16 protein-coding genes are annotated in these 15197 nt (G+C 47.5%); 7 read left to right on the top strand and 9 right to left on the bottom strand.

Going from position 1 to position 15197, the window contains the following annotated elements; all coding sequences use genetic code 11:
* The first annotated feature begins 80 nt into the window (after positions 1 to 80).
* The 3 genes from ACN4EK_RS13350 to ACN4EK_RS13360 all read left to right on the top strand — a co-directional run bounded on the left by ACN4EK_RS13350 (position 81) and on the right by ACN4EK_RS13360 (position 3684).
* The gene (locus ACN4EK_RS13350; protein WP_431658400.1) at positions 81 to 710 is read left to right on the top strand and encodes a ribonuclease H-like domain-containing protein; all 630 of its coding nucleotides are present in this window, start codon (positions 81 to 83) and stop codon (positions 708 to 710) included.
* Between the two features lie 611 nt (positions 711 to 1321).
* Positions 1322 to 2359 carry an IS5 family transposase gene (locus ACN4EK_RS13355; protein ID WP_431655305.1) on the top strand — a complete coding sequence of 346 codons (1038 nt, stop codon included), beginning with the start codon at positions 1322 to 1324 and terminating at the stop codon, positions 2357 to 2359.
* Positions 2360 to 2595: 236 nt separating this feature from the next.
* Positions 2596 to 3684, top strand: coding sequence for a hypothetical protein (locus ACN4EK_RS13360; protein WP_431658401.1), 1089 nt, complete (start codon positions 2596 to 2598; stop codon positions 3682 to 3684).
* A gap of 34 nt (positions 3685 to 3718) precedes the next feature.
* Here the strand turns inward: ACN4EK_RS13360 and ACN4EK_RS13365 are convergent, their stop codons facing one another.
* From ACN4EK_RS13365 to pnuC, 3 genes are read right to left on the bottom strand one after another with little or no spacing between them, the layout of a single operon-like run.
* Positions 3719 to 3841, bottom strand: a complete 123-nt coding sequence (locus ACN4EK_RS13365) for a hypothetical protein (RefSeq protein ID WP_431658402.1) — start codon at positions 3839 to 3841, stop codon at positions 3719 to 3721.
* Positions 3842 to 3870: 29 nt separating this feature from the next.
* Positions 3871 to 4854, bottom strand: coding sequence for an AAA family ATPase (locus ACN4EK_RS13370; protein ID WP_431658403.1), 984 nt, complete (start codon positions 4852 to 4854; stop codon positions 3871 to 3873).
* A 1-nt stretch (position 4855) separates the two neighbouring features.
* Entirely contained in the window at positions 4856 to 5527 is a 672-nt protein-coding gene (gene pnuC / locus ACN4EK_RS13375; RefSeq protein WP_431658404.1) for a nicotinamide riboside transporter PnuC, read from the bottom strand.
* A gap of 98 nt (positions 5528 to 5625) precedes the next feature.
* On the opposite strand from pnuC, the gene ACN4EK_RS13380 reads away from it, so the two are divergent.
* From ACN4EK_RS13380 to ACN4EK_RS13395, 4 genes are all read left to right on the top strand, one after another.
* Complete coding sequence (locus ACN4EK_RS13380) at positions 5626 to 5991, top strand: hypothetical protein (RefSeq protein ID WP_431658405.1); 366 nt, start codon at positions 5626 to 5628, stop codon at positions 5989 to 5991.
* A gap of 164 nt (positions 5992 to 6155) precedes the next feature.
* A complete protein-coding gene (locus ACN4EK_RS13385) occupies positions 6156 to 6560 on the top strand; it encodes a class I SAM-dependent methyltransferase (protein ID WP_431658406.1) in 405 nt (134 codons plus the stop codon).
* A 91-nt stretch (positions 6561 to 6651) separates the two neighbouring features.
* Positions 6652 to 7413, top strand: a complete 762-nt coding sequence (locus tag ACN4EK_RS13390) for a ParA family protein (protein ID WP_431658407.1) — start codon at positions 6652 to 6654, stop codon at positions 7411 to 7413.
* Positions 7410 to 8336 (top strand): ParB/RepB/Spo0J family partition protein, encoded by a 927-nt coding sequence (locus tag ACN4EK_RS13395; protein ID WP_431658408.1) that lies wholly within the window; start codon positions 7410 to 7412, stop codon positions 8334 to 8336. Before ACN4EK_RS13390 ends, ACN4EK_RS13395 begins: the two co-directional genes overlap by 4 nt.
* Positions 8337 to 8765: 429 nt before the next feature.
* Here ACN4EK_RS13395 and ACN4EK_RS13400 read toward each other — a convergent pair whose 3' ends face one another.
* The 6 genes from ACN4EK_RS13400 to ACN4EK_RS13425 all read right to left on the bottom strand — a co-directional run bounded on the left by ACN4EK_RS13400 (position 8766) and on the right by ACN4EK_RS13425 (position 15187).
* Positions 8766 to 9581 carry a formylglycine-generating enzyme family protein gene (locus tag ACN4EK_RS13400; RefSeq protein ID WP_431658409.1) on the bottom strand — a complete coding sequence of 272 codons (816 nt, stop codon included), beginning with the start codon at positions 9579 to 9581 and terminating at the stop codon, positions 8766 to 8768.
* Positions 9578 to 10801 carry a reverse transcriptase domain-containing protein gene (locus tag ACN4EK_RS13405; RefSeq protein WP_431658410.1) on the bottom strand — a complete coding sequence of 408 codons (1224 nt, stop codon included), beginning with the start codon at positions 10799 to 10801 and terminating at the stop codon, positions 9578 to 9580. Before ACN4EK_RS13405 ends, ACN4EK_RS13400 begins: the two co-directional genes overlap by 4 nt.
* A gap of 51 nt (positions 10802 to 10852) precedes the next feature.
* Positions 10853 to 11200, bottom strand: a complete 348-nt coding sequence (avd, locus tag ACN4EK_RS13410) for a diversity-generating retroelement protein Avd (protein ID WP_431658411.1) — start codon at positions 11198 to 11200, stop codon at positions 10853 to 10855.
* Between the two features lie 222 nt (positions 11201 to 11422).
* Positions 11423 to 13150: a formylglycine-generating enzyme family protein gene (locus tag ACN4EK_RS13415; RefSeq protein ID WP_431658412.1), complete on the bottom strand. Its 1728-nt coding sequence runs from the start codon at positions 13148 to 13150 to the stop codon at positions 11423 to 11425.
* Positions 13147 to 14250 carry a VWA containing CoxE family protein gene (locus tag ACN4EK_RS13420; RefSeq protein ID WP_431658413.1) on the bottom strand — a complete coding sequence of 368 codons (1104 nt, stop codon included), beginning with the start codon at positions 14248 to 14250 and terminating at the stop codon, positions 13147 to 13149. Before ACN4EK_RS13420 ends, ACN4EK_RS13415 begins: the two co-directional genes overlap by 4 nt.
* Complete coding sequence (locus ACN4EK_RS13425) at positions 14237 to 15187, bottom strand: AAA family ATPase (protein ID WP_431658414.1); 951 nt, start codon at positions 15185 to 15187, stop codon at positions 14237 to 14239. The genes ACN4EK_RS13420 and ACN4EK_RS13425 overlap by 14 nt, the downstream gene beginning before the upstream one ends.
* Positions 15188 to 15197 lie beyond the last annotated feature (10 nt).

Consider the following 15197-nt stretch of genomic DNA (forward strand, 5'->3'; position numbering starts at 1 on the left):
TTACCGCAGAAAATTAGGAATATCACATAATAAATGGTTCCTAGGTAATAAGGTTGAAATATTTTGGGAGATAAATAAGCATGCCCTTGCAGGACTTTCAAGTTTTTAAGTCTGATCTTTCTGAGGTAGCTCTATCTGAATACTTAGCTGTAGAAGAGATCGGAATTGATACTGAAGCAATGGGTTTGATTCCTCATCGGGATCGTCTTTGCCTTGTTCAGCTATGTGACTCTCGAGGAAGAGTTAGTGTTGTACAAATAGTCAAAGGGCAAGGAGAAGCTAAAAATCTTAAGTTGTTATTAGAAAATAACGATGTTTTAAAGGTATTTCACTATGCTCGGTTTGATATGGCTACTTTACAATACCATCTCAATATCCGAGTTAATCCATTCTTTTGTACAAAGATTAGTAGCAAACTTGCACGTACTTATACGTCAAAGCATGGTTTGAAGGATTTGGTAGAAAGCCTAGAGATGGTTCAACTAGACAAAAGTGCTCAAAGTTCAGATTGGGGAAATGTTGAGAACCTTTCGGAGGAACAACTTCGCTATGCAGCTAATGATGTACGTTATCTACTAAGTTTGAGAGCAAAGTTAACAGAAGTTTTGAAACGGGAAGAACGTTGGGAATTAGCTCAGAAGTGCTTTCAATGTCTCCCAACTATTATTGAGTTGGATCTTCTTTCGTATAAGGATATTTTTGAACACTAAAGGCAATAAAGTCTTCTCTAAGAGGGCGTTTGAAAAGGTATCGGTCTGTTCGATTGAACACTCAGAGATCCCCCCTAGCCCCCCTTAAAAAAGGGGGAAATCGGTTTGAAGTCCCCCTTTCTAAGGGGGATTTAGGGGGATCGGTTCGGTTTGATACTAGGCAAGTAGCTTTTAAAACATCCTCTAAGAAAACCTTTCAGAGACTTAAACAGTGTTTTTAGTATCTGTCTAAAAACTTATTCTGCTTCTAAATTAATACTTTGAAGGGAACCTAAAATACTAACGATATAAATCTTAAATGGAGTTTGCCTTTATTTCTTTGTCAAAAAGTTTTAAGGAAAACGAAATAGGATAAAGCATTATAGTGTAAGCGTTTGAGCGCTTACATAATATTTTCAAAAGCTTCTTGCCCAACCATAAAGACCAGTCATGGTTCATCTCAAAGCCCCAACCTACCGTTGAGCTAAACTCAAAAATATTAGAGGATGGAGTGGAAACCTCTATTTTACACTGCTTTTAGCTTACGGGCACCTCGAAAAATCGAAAAAAGGATGTCTCATTCTGAGATCAGAGAGATAAGATAGCAGCAGTCAGGCCATCCAAGGACAGCAATGGGACAACAAGGGTTCTGGGATTTAGAACAGCGCCAGCAAGAATTAGCCGCCAAGAAAAGCACTTTAGAAGATTTAGACCGGTTAATTCCGTGGGAATCGTTTCGGGCACAACTTGCCGTGATCCATGACAAACCGCGCAAAAGCAACGCTGGACGCAAGCCTATGGATGTGATTTTGATGTTTAAGCTGTTAGTGTTACAGCAGTTGTACAACATCAGTGACGAAGCGTTGGAATATCAAGTCAAAGACCGACTCTCGTTCATGCGATTTTTGGGGTTAGGAATTGAAGATTCGGTGCCGGATGCGACCACAGTGTGGTTATTTCGTCAGCAGTTGCAAGCGCATCAATTAGTAGAGCCGTTGTTTGAGTCCTTTGGAGAATACTTAAGCGCGCAAGGCTATCAAGCCCAAGGGGGGCAAATTATTGATGCGACCTTGATCCCGGTGCCAAAACAGCACTTTGACCAGGATGAAAAAGCCCATCTGGAGGCTGGAAAAAGGCCACCCCAATGGCAAGAGAATCCGCATCAGGGGGCACAAAAAGATGGCGATGCGACCTGGACGAAGAAAAACGGCAAGAGTTACTTCGGCTATAAGGATCACCTGAGTATTGATGCCAACCATGGCTTTATTCGTCGCTATGCCGTGACCGATGCCGCCGTGCACGATAGTCAAGCCTTCACGGCAGTGCTCGATGCTGACAATGAAGGCGATGAGGTGTGGGCGGACAGTGCCTATCGTTCCGTCGCCCTCGAAGGGTTGCTCGTGGTCTTAACCTTCATCAGTCACATCCATGAACGCGCCTATCGCAATCGCCCCTTAAGCGAGGAACAAAAAGCCGCCAACCGAGAGCGCTCTCAAACCCGGGCCAAGGTCGAGCATGTCTTTGGGGCTTGGGTGATGCAAATGGGTGGCAAACTGGTACGCTCGATTGGACTGGAGCGGGCTAAGGTGCAGTTAGGGTTGAAGAATTTGACTTACAACTTCCTGCGTTTGGTCTTCTGGCAAACACGCCCGGTTGAAGCTGACGGATAGATCTATCCAACATCCGGCATGGCAGCAAGTGGAGCGGAGAATCCACAGCAGATTTGACGGCATAGAGGACTGATAATCGACTTTGAGACTGGAATGAGACTTGAAATTTGTAAAACCTCAATTAATCGAGGTTCCCTTACGTTAGCACCATTTGACATAAAGTCTATTTATAAAGTTGGGCGAAGAAACACTCATTTTACTCAGTATAATAGGACTTTACAGTCAAGTAATCTATCATGTGGAAGTCAGTACAGTACCTAGCTACTACTAAGATAGAAGTTGTTCCTGAAAATACGCAAATTTTCATGGTTGATGGTAGAGTTCCAGGTTGGCAGCCTAAACCATATGATTACTGCTGGAACCATCATCGACCAAAAGGGGCAATGACCCAGGTTGATGAAATGCCTTTTCCTTCGGATGATACGCCCCTCCTAGATACATACGCAATTGAAAGTCTGTATTTAGCAGGAACTCAAGGAATATCAGGGCGAGAAAGAGTTCCTCAAACTATTGTCACTACACAAGTTGACGCAGATGCCTGTTGCTCCGCAGCATGGCTCCAACTGTCAGGCAGCGTTCTTAACTCAGTTAAGAACGCTGTATCTAATTCAGATCGTTTGAGAGCAATTGCATACGACTGTGACCATTTATATGTACCAGATGAGCTATCCCACTTATCCAGCTTTGCTGCACAAGCTGTTGCAACTCTTAAGCAGAGCAGCAATTCTCTTGCAAAGAGTATGGGCTTACCAGACGACCAGAAAATATGGTCTGATGAGCAACGAATACAATACGGTTCGGCAGTCTTTAAATATGGAACAGAGTGGTTCATAAATGCTTCTTTAGACAAGCAATTGTGGCCTGGAGAGTCAGGTGAAGCTACTGAGTATTGGCAGCAAGTTGAAATGGATAAACAAATGCTGTATGAGTCTGGACGAATTAGTGTTTTAAATAAAGTAGCTATTTGTGATATGAGAGGTCTAAACTACCGTCCCGATGTACGTTCTTTTGTTAAAGCTATTCGCGAATTTATACTACCTAAGAACGATTTAAGACCAGAAACTCTGCTTATTCGTGATCATGGTATTAATGGGCATCGATACACTCTTAGTAGCCTCCCAAATCATCCTAAATATTTGGAACTCGATTACACGCACAAGGTGATAAAAAAGCTTAGTGAAGCTGAAAGAAAAAAGACAACTAAGGATAATTACGACTGTGAATGGGGGGGGAGACAGCAGGTTGCAGGTTCTGCATGGAACTCTCCTAGTCTCCTCAAACCCGAAGAGGTAGTTGACATTGTTATAGCTAATAGCAATATATAGAGACTCTAGTGCATTAGACGTGCTGCCCTGGAGATTAGGTTTGAGCCGGGAAGGTCACCACATCCTGGATCTCACCTTCGGGTCTGTCACTATTCTTGCCAAAAATAACGGAGCCATCTATGGTCGCATCTGGCAAGGCAACGAAGGTATCGCACATAGGATTCGCTCTACTGGGATACCACTATTTTATGGGGCATCCAGGATGGGGAATACCAAGAGCGGATCGATGGCGGCGATCGCATCACTCATCCGCTGCTCATGGGAACCTTTCACCGTAATGTACCGTTTGCCCTTCTGCTTGAGTACCTCAACAAACCACTGGTGCATCTCTAACCGAATATGCTCACCTTCGCGGGTGCCATCCTGCACAAAAGCAAAATCAGGAGCGGTCAGAATATACAGGTCGTAGTGACGAGAGTCGGCAACTTGTTCCACCACCTTGGAATAAGTGCCGGTGTATCGTCTGTGCCAAACATGAGTTGCGAGTGGATCGGTATCACAAATGAGCAAGCGATTTGCCCGCATCGCCAGGTCATCTTCCCAGTTCGCTTGCCCTTTGGCAATCTGAACAAACTCGTAGGTATCCCACTGCTCTGCCCCAGGAGTGTAGCGTCTACCTTCCCAATACCATCGCCCATATTCTGGCACCCACACCGTTTTATAATGCTGTGCCAGAGACTGAGCTAGGGTCGTTGTACCACTAGATTCTACGCCGACAACACAAATTCGTTTGGCAAAGTACGCTTTGGCAGGGGGAGTTAACATCTGCCAATGAGCCGAGAGATCCTGCCGCAATTGAGTTCCAGAAATTGGGAAGTGTTTACGTTCGAGATCAACCGCTCGATGCTCTGCGCTCATCAATGCTGCCCAGGGTTCGCCATACGCTTCAGAGGTAAAGACGAAATTGGGGTGTCGTCCTTGCAGAACGGTTAATGCTCGCTCTGCCCAGGGTTCTGGTGCATCTGGAATATCTTCCAGCACTTCGATCACTTCGACATCGGGGTGCAGAAGACGAATCCAGCTGGCACGAACCGTACCAGGGATCGCTTGGGTCGGTTTGTATCCAACCAGCACCACAAGATGATCGACCTGTGCTTTTGCCTGTTGGATCAGGTAGTGATGCCCCAAGTGGAATGGGTAAAACTTACCAATCGTAATGCCCAACGTCATCCTACTGCTCAATTGCCTTCAACTGTTGTTCGCGATCGATGCGTTGGAAGTTCTTCAACCCACCCAATGCCATCAAACCGAAAATGCCATAGAGAATGCTGGTTAAATACAGGTGTCGGGAAGCGTAGAGCGGCACATAAATCACGTCCACCGTAATCCACAAATACCAGCTTTCCACCAGACGACCCATGAGATAGAGGTGAGCAACCAGACTCATGACTGTCGTAAGGGCATCCCAGAAAGGAGCCGCTCCTCGGATGGCAATCAGGAGCGATCGCAAGGCAAATACACTGGCGATCGCCAAAATGATGGTCAGCATCAACCCTTTCCTGGAAATATGACCCACAGGTTTCTCAGTCTGGCTCTGCCCGCCCCGTAACCAGATGTAGATGGCTTGCAAACTGGTAACGAAGTAAAACACTTGCAACCCCACCTCTGCATACAGTTTTGCCTGATAGAAGACAACTCCGTAGAGGGCTGTTCCGATCAACCCAATCCACCATCCGAGGGGATTGTTCTTTGCCAGTAACCAGACACTCCAGGCGTAGGTCACAACCGCAACGGTTTCCAGCACACTCAGTTCGATCGGAATTACCCTTTGAAAGGGCAGGAGCAGGAGTAGGATACTGGCGATGATACCGATAGTGGATTGAAGCCGGGCAGATTGAACCATAGGGGAGGCACAGGAAGCATCAGAACTTCTACCAATGGACAGTAGCCTACCTCAATTTCAAGCAATCCAATAGAAATAGCCCTCATTCTGTTTTGCCTGTGGAAACTTTGATTCAGTTTGCTCCCAACGTAGCGGCAGTGCTTTTGATGCTGCTGGGAGGAGCTGCATTGCTATTTCCAAAAACCATGGCTGCTTTTGTGGGGCTTGGTCCAATCGCCCCGGTCGGTATTTCTGAGATTCGCTCAACACTCGGTAGTTTCTTCCTGGGGCTGGGAGCGACCTGCCTCTGGTTACAGTCTGCGGATGCTTTTACGGTCTTGGGCGTAGCTTCTTTGGGAGCGGCATTAGTGCGTCTGCTATCAAGCATCTTTGACCGCAGCATCACGGTCAAAAATATCGGTGGTGTAGTGGCAGAAGCACTTCTGGGTGCTCTGTTTCTGCTGAGTTGGGTCTGGCAAGGTTAATTTGAGGACAACGTGGAAGGACAATTGTGGTGTGATGAAAGCCGAGGCAGACGGACTGTGGTATCTGGACGCAAGCGATCGCCTCATTAGCTACCTCTAGAAATTGCAATGAAGTATCCATGTGACGCACGATTAGGGGAGACCCCGCAGCCCCGAAGAACGATATGGAACCCGCTCTGCTTCACTCTTCTGATCCAGTTTCGTATACTGCCCGAATTGTTGCGGCTAAGCGGGCGATCAAGCAGTTCCACTCTGCTCCTCTGTTTCAAGATCCCTATGCAGCTGCTCTGGCAGGAGATGAAGTTGATGCCTCGCTATCTCGATGGAAAAAGGTTGTTCAAGCTCAAGCTGTTCCGTTAGAGCAAGTGATTACCAAACGAACTCGCTACATTGCGGTTCGCACAAAATTTATGGATGACCTCCTCAACTCGACGCTGGCTGAGTACAAGCAAGTGGTCATCCTGGGAACGGGACTCGACACAGGAGCCTATCGGCGACTAGCTGAGAATTCAGGAGGTTTGATCCAAGTTATTGAAAAGAGTCTTCGTTTATTGACAGTGCAAAAATAAATGAGAACTAAATCCCAGATTTAGCTGAAAAATTTGTTCTACTAGCCTGCTTAGTGCAGTATGCTTTTGGGACAGTGTCGTTTCACAGGCAATGAGCAAAGTTATTGCACTGTTTAATCAGTCCGGTGGAGTCGGTAAAACGACTCTGACCATGAATTTAGGTTATCAACTGGTTGTTCGGGGACATCGGGTTCTGTTAATCGATATGGATCCGCAGGCTTCCCTAACTACCTTTATGGGGTTTGATGTAACCGAGCAGGAGCGAACAATTTACGATGCCCTGATTTCAGAAGAAGACGAACCGATTCCGGTGCTGAATGCTCATCAATTGGATCTGGCTCCAGCCAATATTATCCTCGCCAATGCTGAACAAGAACTTGTACTGGCAGAGCAACGGGAAACCCGACTTAAGGAACCGATCGATCAAGTCGCTGATCGATATGATTTCATCTTGATCGACTGCCCTCCCAGTTTGGGGATTCTTAGCCAAATTAGCTTGGTAGCGGCTACCCATGTTTTGGTGCCGATTCAAACCCAGTTTAAGGCACTAATGGGAACAGACTCATTGCTGAAGACGGTGAAGAAAGTCCAGCGTAGATTGAATAAGTCTCTGGCGATCGCTGGGTTTTGTCCGACGATGTATTCAGCCAGTAATGCGTTGGATCAGAGAACGCTGGAAGCGATTACCGAGCAGTTATCTCCGATCGGGCCTATCTTTACACCAATTCCCCGGGCTACCGCTCTAGCTGAAGCGTCGGAGTATGGTAAGCCTTTAGCTCTGTCTCCCAAGAAAAATCCGGCTGTGCTGGAAATCTTTGATGAAATTGCTGCTGTATTAGAACAACTGGCATGAGTCCTGCAAAACCACCGACGAATCGTTCTCGTCTGAAAAATGTCACGCTGTTTACTGAGGAAGATGAAGCGCCTTCAAATCCTCAGACGATCGCGATCGCAAAAATCAAACTTCCGAATCAACAACCCCGTCGCTACTTTGACCCCCAAAAACTAGAGGGGTTAGTCGAGTCGATCAAACAGCATGGGGTTCTAGAACCATTGTTAATTCGCCCAACCCATGACTCAGATTATGAACTGGTGGCGGGTGAACGGCGGTATCGGGCGGCAAAAGCGGCTGGACTGGTTGAAGTCCCGGTGGTCATTCGTGAGATGAATGACACAGAAGCGCTGCAAGTAGCATTGATTGAAAACTTGCAGCGTGAGGATCTGAACCCGGTAGAGGAGACGGAGGGCATCCTGCAACTACTAGCTTTGGCATTGGAAAAACCTGAAGGGGAGGTGATTTCACTCCTGCATCGGATGGTTGATGAGGTGAAAGGCAAGGTTCCCCATAACGTTATGGGGAGTTCGGAAACAACGATCGTTCAGCAGGTGTTTCATGGGATTGCCTCAATGGAGTGGCAATCGTTTGTCAGTAATCGTCTCCCCTTGCTGAAGCTGCCAGCAGATGTTTTACTAGCGTTGTGGGAGGGACGGATTGCTTATACCAAAGCTCAGGCGATCGCGCGGATTAAAGATGAGGGACAGCGCCAGAGTTTGTTAGAACAGGCGATTGCTCAAGATCTATCGTTAAGTCAGATTAAGGAAAAGATTGCTGAGGTCAAAATGGCGAAGGCGCAATCAGAAGAGACCGCCCCTAGTTTGAGGCAACGATTTGAGCAAACCTATCGGCAGGTGAAGAAATCGCCGGTCTGGGATGATCCGAAGAAGCAAAAGAAGTTGGAAAAGTTGCTGAGTGAACTGAAATTACTGGTGGAATGAGACAGGCAACCGTTCGACGATGCTACCAGGCTACCTGCCGCAGTTTAATTTTTGGATACTGCTAACAGTATCACTGGAGTAGGTCTGGACTCTTCCACGGTACGCCAGATGCATTCCCATCCATCTGTTCTGACACAGAAGAGTGCTGGAGGCAGAACACACAACCCGAAAACCAGTATTGTTGTTCTGATTGTCGGAATTGTTCCTGTTCCGATTAGCAGAGCGGCAATTTTCAGGATTGTTGATCCAGGAACCGCCGCGCCGTCGCTATGCTGCCTACCCCGCTCGATAGGATACTCTAGATCGGGACAGTTGAATGTAAAAAAATGCTGCCTATAGAATCAAAAAATAAATTTCGAGGCGCTACGCGCCAGAGAGGAGAGTAAAGGAAAGAAGGGTAAAGGGCAAAAGGGCAAAAAGAGTAAAGGGCTACGAAAGAGTCCTGGAGGCAGAACACACAACCCGAAAACCAGTATTGTTGAGCTGAAGGACGGAAGAGTCCCTGTCCCGATGAGCAGAGCGGCAATTCCCAGGAAAGTGGACCCAGGAACCGCCGCGCACCACACGCCAAGCTGAATCACCTCCCTCGATCCAAGCGCTGCCATCGTCTGGGGCATTCTTATAATTGTCATGCCAGTGATCCGCACACCATTCCCAAACATTGCCATGCATGTCATACAGTCCAAAGGCATTCGCAACTTTGAAATTGCCTACGGGAGTGGTTTCTTCACGATAAACGCCTTTCTTCCCATCTCCGTAAGTGTAGTTACCATCGTAATTCGCTAAGTCTGTTGAGATCGTTTGACCAAAATGGAATGGGGTGGTAGTGCCCGCCCGACAGGCATATTCCCATTCTGCTTCGCTGGGTAAGCGGTAGGAACGCTGGGTGAATTGAGAGAACCGATCGCAGAACTCGACTGCCTCATCCCACGATATTTGCTCAACGGGTCGGTTATCTCCTTTGAAGTTTGATGGATCAGGTTCGAGTTTTTGGTTGATCTGCGGTAATGCTGCTACCACTCGCCATTGAGCTTGAGTGACGGGATATTTACCCATAAAAAATAGAGGTACAGTCACAGGATGTGGAGGACGTTCATCATAACTACTTTCTGCTTCCTCTGTTGGCGCACCCATCATAAAATGACCGCCTGGAATCAGTACCATATCCAGACTAATGCCATTGCCCAAATCTTCAGCGAAGGATTGAGCCTGCCGTCGTTGCCGTTGAATGATCAGTTTGGTCATCTCTCCTGTCCTCGATCGTTTGGTCGTGGCTGAACTGTTGCTGACCCCTCGGCTAAATCGGAAAAAATCTGTTGCCGTAATCTCCAGGTATCCCCGTGTTTTAGATGGGCTTCCCAACTTTGGAGCGATTGGGTAACTCGTAGCCCATCAATATTTCCAGCCGCAACCCCTGTTCGCAACTGTCTAATGCGATACCTGGCTCGGCGTAGGTTATCCGATCGCACCCGGATACGATCGGGAAGGACTCGAAAACCGACGAAATTTGCCCCAATCCGGGTTTCAAATAGCTGACTTTTAATCGGATGAATGATGAGACGCAACCCAGTTAGGTAATCTTCAATGGCTGATCGGGCTTCAACCAGAAACGATCGCTCATCTGAAAATAGGGCAAAATCATCGACATATCTGAGATAGCGGTTTACCCGAAGTTGTTCTTTAACGAAATGATCAAAGCCATTCAGGTAGATGTTGGCAAAGAATTGGCTGGTCAAATTACCGATTGGTAGTCCTCGGCGGCGTAAGGCAGGAGTTACAGCAGTTTTTGCCCCCCTAACCCCCCAATTCTGGGAGGAACAGGAGCCAAAGTCCCCTAGAATTGGGGAATTTAGGGGGCTGACCGAATTGACAGGTGTGGTGCATTCATTTGAGAAGGGCTGTGGGAGATCATCACCCGGGAAATAGGCAATCGCTGGTTCCTGTTCATTACTGCGATCGATGATTGTTTCAATAAGCCAGAGAGTATCAGGACATTTAATTTTGCGCCGGATTAGCTGTTTGAGAATTTCATGATCTAGACTAGGAAAATATTTGCGGATGTCGCACTGCAAGACATAGCGTGAGGAACGAGCAAACTGGGTGAAGCGGCGTAAGGCTCGATGGGTACCAAATCCTAAGCGATTGGCGTAGGAATCGGCAATAAAAGTCTGTTCAAAGATAGGCACAATGATATTGCAAAGGGCGTGGTGAACCACACGATCGCGGTAGGGTGCCGCAGAGATCAGGCGAGGCTTGGGTTCAAAGATCTTGAAGGTACGGTAGTCGCCAGGTTGATAGGTTTTGGAGCGCAGTTCCTCCTGAAGCTGATGTAATTCCTGCTCCAGGTTATAGTTAAATTCCAGCACATTCTGCCGAAATCGTTTCCCTTTCTGTGCCAGCCGCGCTGCCGTCAAGATATTTTCAAACCCGGTAATCTGTTCCCAAAGATAACCCTGCCGTTTCATACTTTCTTGGCTAGTCTCATGGATGGAAGATTGAAGCAGCGAGACACAACATTACAACGGGGATGTGCGTTTTTGCTGTTTGATCCAGCTGCCCAAATCTGTCCCGATCGCATTAATCAGTTGCCCAACATAATCGTAGCGTTCTGCTTGCATCAAATTAAAGTCGAGTAGTAAGCGGGTCTGGTGACGCAGAATGTCTAATTTGCTATTGAGTGCTTGCAACCGAGTTAATTTGTCCTGAGCATAACGCGCCTGGATCAATTCTTCTAGCATGTCGTATAGCCCAGTTGTAATGCGATCGCCCAGCAGGAATTTGTGGTCACGGGGCAGACGATTCAGAATGGGGACATACCATCGGATCAGGTCATAGGTTTTCTGGATGATGGGAAGTTCTTGCATGATGGTCGGATGCTTGGGGAGTAAAATAGGTAATGTGCGATTATAAACTTATACCTGATGGTTATGCCTTCTAGCTGCCGAGGTTACAAACAAGAGTTGCGACGAAGTTTCTGAATGGCAAATAGATGGGATTGATGGGCAAAAAAATTTCGAGGCGCTACGCGCCAGAGAGGAGAGTAAAGGAAAGAAGGGTAAAGAGCAAAAGGGCAAGAGAGTAAAGGGCTAGGAAAGAGTCCTGGAGGCAGAACACACAACCCGAAAACCAGTACTGCTGTACTGATCGCCGGAATTGCTCCTGCCCCGAACAGCAGAGCGGCACTTCCCAGGAAAGGCGAGCCAGGAACCGCCGCGCACCACACGTCCGTCTGAATCACCTCCCTCGATCCAAGCGCTGCCATCGTCTGGGGCATTCTTATAATTGTCATGCCAATGATCCGCACACCATTCCCAAACATTGCCATGCATGTCATACAGTCCAAAGGCATTCGCAACTTTGAAATTGCCTACGGGAGTGGTTTCTTCACGATAAACGCCTTTCTTCCCATCTCCGTAAGTGTAGTTACCATCGTAATTCGCTAAGTCTGTTGAGATCGTTTGACCAAAATGGAACGGTGTAGTGGTTCCGGCTCGACAGGCATACTCCCATTCTGCTTCCGATGGTAATCGATAAGCTCGCCCAGTAGAGCGAGAGAGCCGATCGCAGAATTCCACCGCTTCATGCCAAGAGATCCGTTCAACAGGGCGATCATCCCCTTTGAAGTTTGATGGATCAGGTTTGAGGTTTCGGTTAACCTGCGGTAACGCTGCTACCACGCGCCATTGGGCTTGTGTCACCGGATACTTGCCCATAAAAAACGGTTGGACGCTGACGCGATGTTGAGGTTTCTCCCTATCAGAACCATCTCCCTCTGGTGATCCCATAAGAAACTCCCCGCCCGGAATCGCCACCATTTCTAGCGTTACCCCCTGCCCCAAATCTTCAGCAAAGTAAGATGCCTGATATTGCTCCCTACTAGTCTCTTTACCCTGAGCATTTACTGTAACTGTTGTAAATGTGAAAGTTTGTAACTGCTCTGAAATCTGGCTGGATTGCTGCTCTTCCTCTGCCAAAATTTCTGCTATCTCAAACTCAAAAGTTTGCAGCGTAATCCCTAAGGTATCGGCGATATCTTTGTAAGTTTCTAAGTCTCGATCGCCTGCCGAAACTTGGTCATCTGAAGGATGCGATCGCAACAAACCAGACAAATCGGGTAAGGTTCGATCGCCAACCTGATAAGTTTGATAGACGGCGGTAGGATCTGGAAGGCGATCGGGGGCTTTTAACAGTTGTCCAACTAGCTCGGCATAGCGAACTAAATCTGGATAGCTCTGTAACTGGGGAGCAAGCTCTTTTGTGAGTTGGGCTAATCTTGCCATTTCGGCGGCATTGATTAGAGGATTGGCTTGATCTGTCTGCTGAGGTGCGATCGCCCTGTGGAAGGCTTCAGCAATCTGACGGACAGCTTCCTCTCGCTGATCTTCTAAAAATACCATCGCTGCCCATTGCTGTACCTGTAATTCCTGCTCCCGTACATAAGGATTTGCCTGAAACAGGTAGCGCACATAACTAATCAAGAGCCGAGCGACCTTTTGCATACGGGACTTACCCAGACACTCATCCTGCTCCATTTGCTGTAATAGATATGCCCGCACATCTGTATTCATCACATATAGTTCGTAGCCTACAGGACGGCACAGATCAGACAAGAGTAGATCGACTTCTGCTTCCCATGCTACCTGACCATGCAGAAAATAGGTGCGAAGATAATTGATCAATTCTGGTGTTAAGACTAATGGCAATGCCGCATGGTATGCCAACAACCGATGAGGTGACCCAAAGCGATAGGTAAATTGCTCTACCGCCTGTGCCGCCAGCATCTGCCGCTGGTCATTGGGAATTGCTGAAGTCATAAAAATGGAAATTGGTAATGGTGAAGGGACTGCCCTCGAATAATGGCGATCGCCTGACTGAATCCATCCTGATCCATTTGTTGCATGGGCACCAGTTTTTCTAGGATTTCAGCAGAACTACCCACCCAACGGTGTTCTGGCATCGGGTTTAACCAGGCAATTAAACTCGTATGCTGGCGGAACTGAAATAAGAATTCTGTCGTAGCTCGAATGCGCTCTAACTGACGATGCCCTCTCGCAGCCCCCGCATCACTGACGATTAAGACACTCGTATCCTGATCACATCCTCCTAGTACTTCTTTAATAGAGATTGGCAACGTTAAATACGCATCTCGGTACACATACTCACGCGGGACATTTTGAAAATAGAAGACAGCAATATGGTCTTCCTGGAGCGCACTATCCGTTAACACTGTTTCGACCAGATCTCGGGTAAACCGATGGAAAGGCATCATCGAACCATTCTGATCAATCAGTAACAGAAGTCTGGCTTCGTTTTGTTCCCGCCTGCGGTAGGCTGGAGCTAGGAAGTACCCCTGTTGGGTAACCTGGTTCACGGTTTCAGGAATGTCCAACACGTCTCTGGGTCCATTAGGAACTGGACGACGTAAGTATCGCCAGTTATAAACCATCGATCGTCGAGACAGCGGATAGTAGGTTTGGAAGTCGGGTAAATTGCCCGATTCTATCAACGACAATGGTGCCCGCACCGGAAGTGGAGCCATTTGGGGCGGCGCTGTTTGGATAATTTGAGGGCTCTCGATTCTCTGCTGTGCTGGCGCGAACTGAAGCAAGTCCATTTCCTTGGACTCCTGTTCTGTCCCCTCTGCTGCTTGCTGATCTGGCTGATTGACGCTTATGGGTGGGGTTTCAGCTTGGGCTAAAGATTGCCAGATTAGATCAAATTCAGCCTGTTCGGCTCCACTATGACACCACAACAACCGCAAGGTTTGGCGTAGTTGCTCCCGATGCTGACCAAATCCTCCCGCTTCAATGGCTTTCACTGCCGCCAAGTATTCCCCAATACCCAACTTGAACCCACGATCTCGTAATTGGGCAAACAGTTGTGCCGTCAGGGGGTTGGGGTCAAACTGACTCATGGGGTTTCCCAACCTTACGCCAGTCAATCTGAAGCTTCACTAGTAACTCACGAAATGGTAGTCCTGAATCCTCTGCCAATTTTTTCAGATCTTCTGGTTTTGCAGAATTAGCGAGTACCCGCAACCAGTCCAAAAACTCGCTGGTTCCCGGTTTTTTGATTAGACCAGATTCACGAACTTTCAGAAATCGCTTGATCGCAGTCTTGGTTAGATCGTTTGAAGGTGAAGATTCGTTACGAGCTGCATAATGCGCTGCCACAATTTGCTCTAAATCCTCCGATTTAGAGGGAAATTCCAGGAAATAATAAATGCAACGACGCAGAAATGGCATAGGAAGGTTGCCTTTCTCCTTGTTACTAGTAATGAACACGATCGGGTGGTGGGTAGCCTGAATTTTCTTGCCCGTTTCTCGCACGGCGAAGTAAGGTGCTTCACCCTGGCGCGATTCCTCTAAAACCCCAAGCAAATCATTTGGGAAATCTATATCAGCTTTATCGACTTCATCAATCAGCACAACGGCTGGGCATTGCTTGAGCTGAAACGCTTTGCCCAAAGCCCCATAGGTAATATATTTTTCAGCATTGCTAGGATCGCGATCGATCTGGTTGCCCAGTTTAGACATCTCAACATCATGCAGCCGTAGGATGGCATCATACTCGTACAGACCTTCCTGTGCTTTACTGGTCGATCGCACATCCCAACGATAAAGGGGTAGCCCTAGTTCATAGGCAACCGCAGATGCCAAGCGAGTTTTACCGCAACCCGCCTCTCCCTCTAGCAGCAATGGGCGACGTAAATAGATTGCTAAATTAATCGCCTGTTTTAGCTCATCTGAAGCGATATAAGGTTCATACTTATCCGGTGAATCGGGGTGCGGCTTTTTCGGTCGGCGGTTTGGATTGCCCTCGAATGTGTACTTTTGAGTTGTGTTACTCATAGGTTTTGCA

Origin of the sequence: Pantanalinema rosaneae CENA516, from assembly GCF_050753385.1 — a bacterium.
GTDB lineage: Bacteria > Cyanobacteriota > Cyanobacteriia > Leptolyngbyales > Leptolyngbyaceae > Pantanalinema > Pantanalinema rosaneae.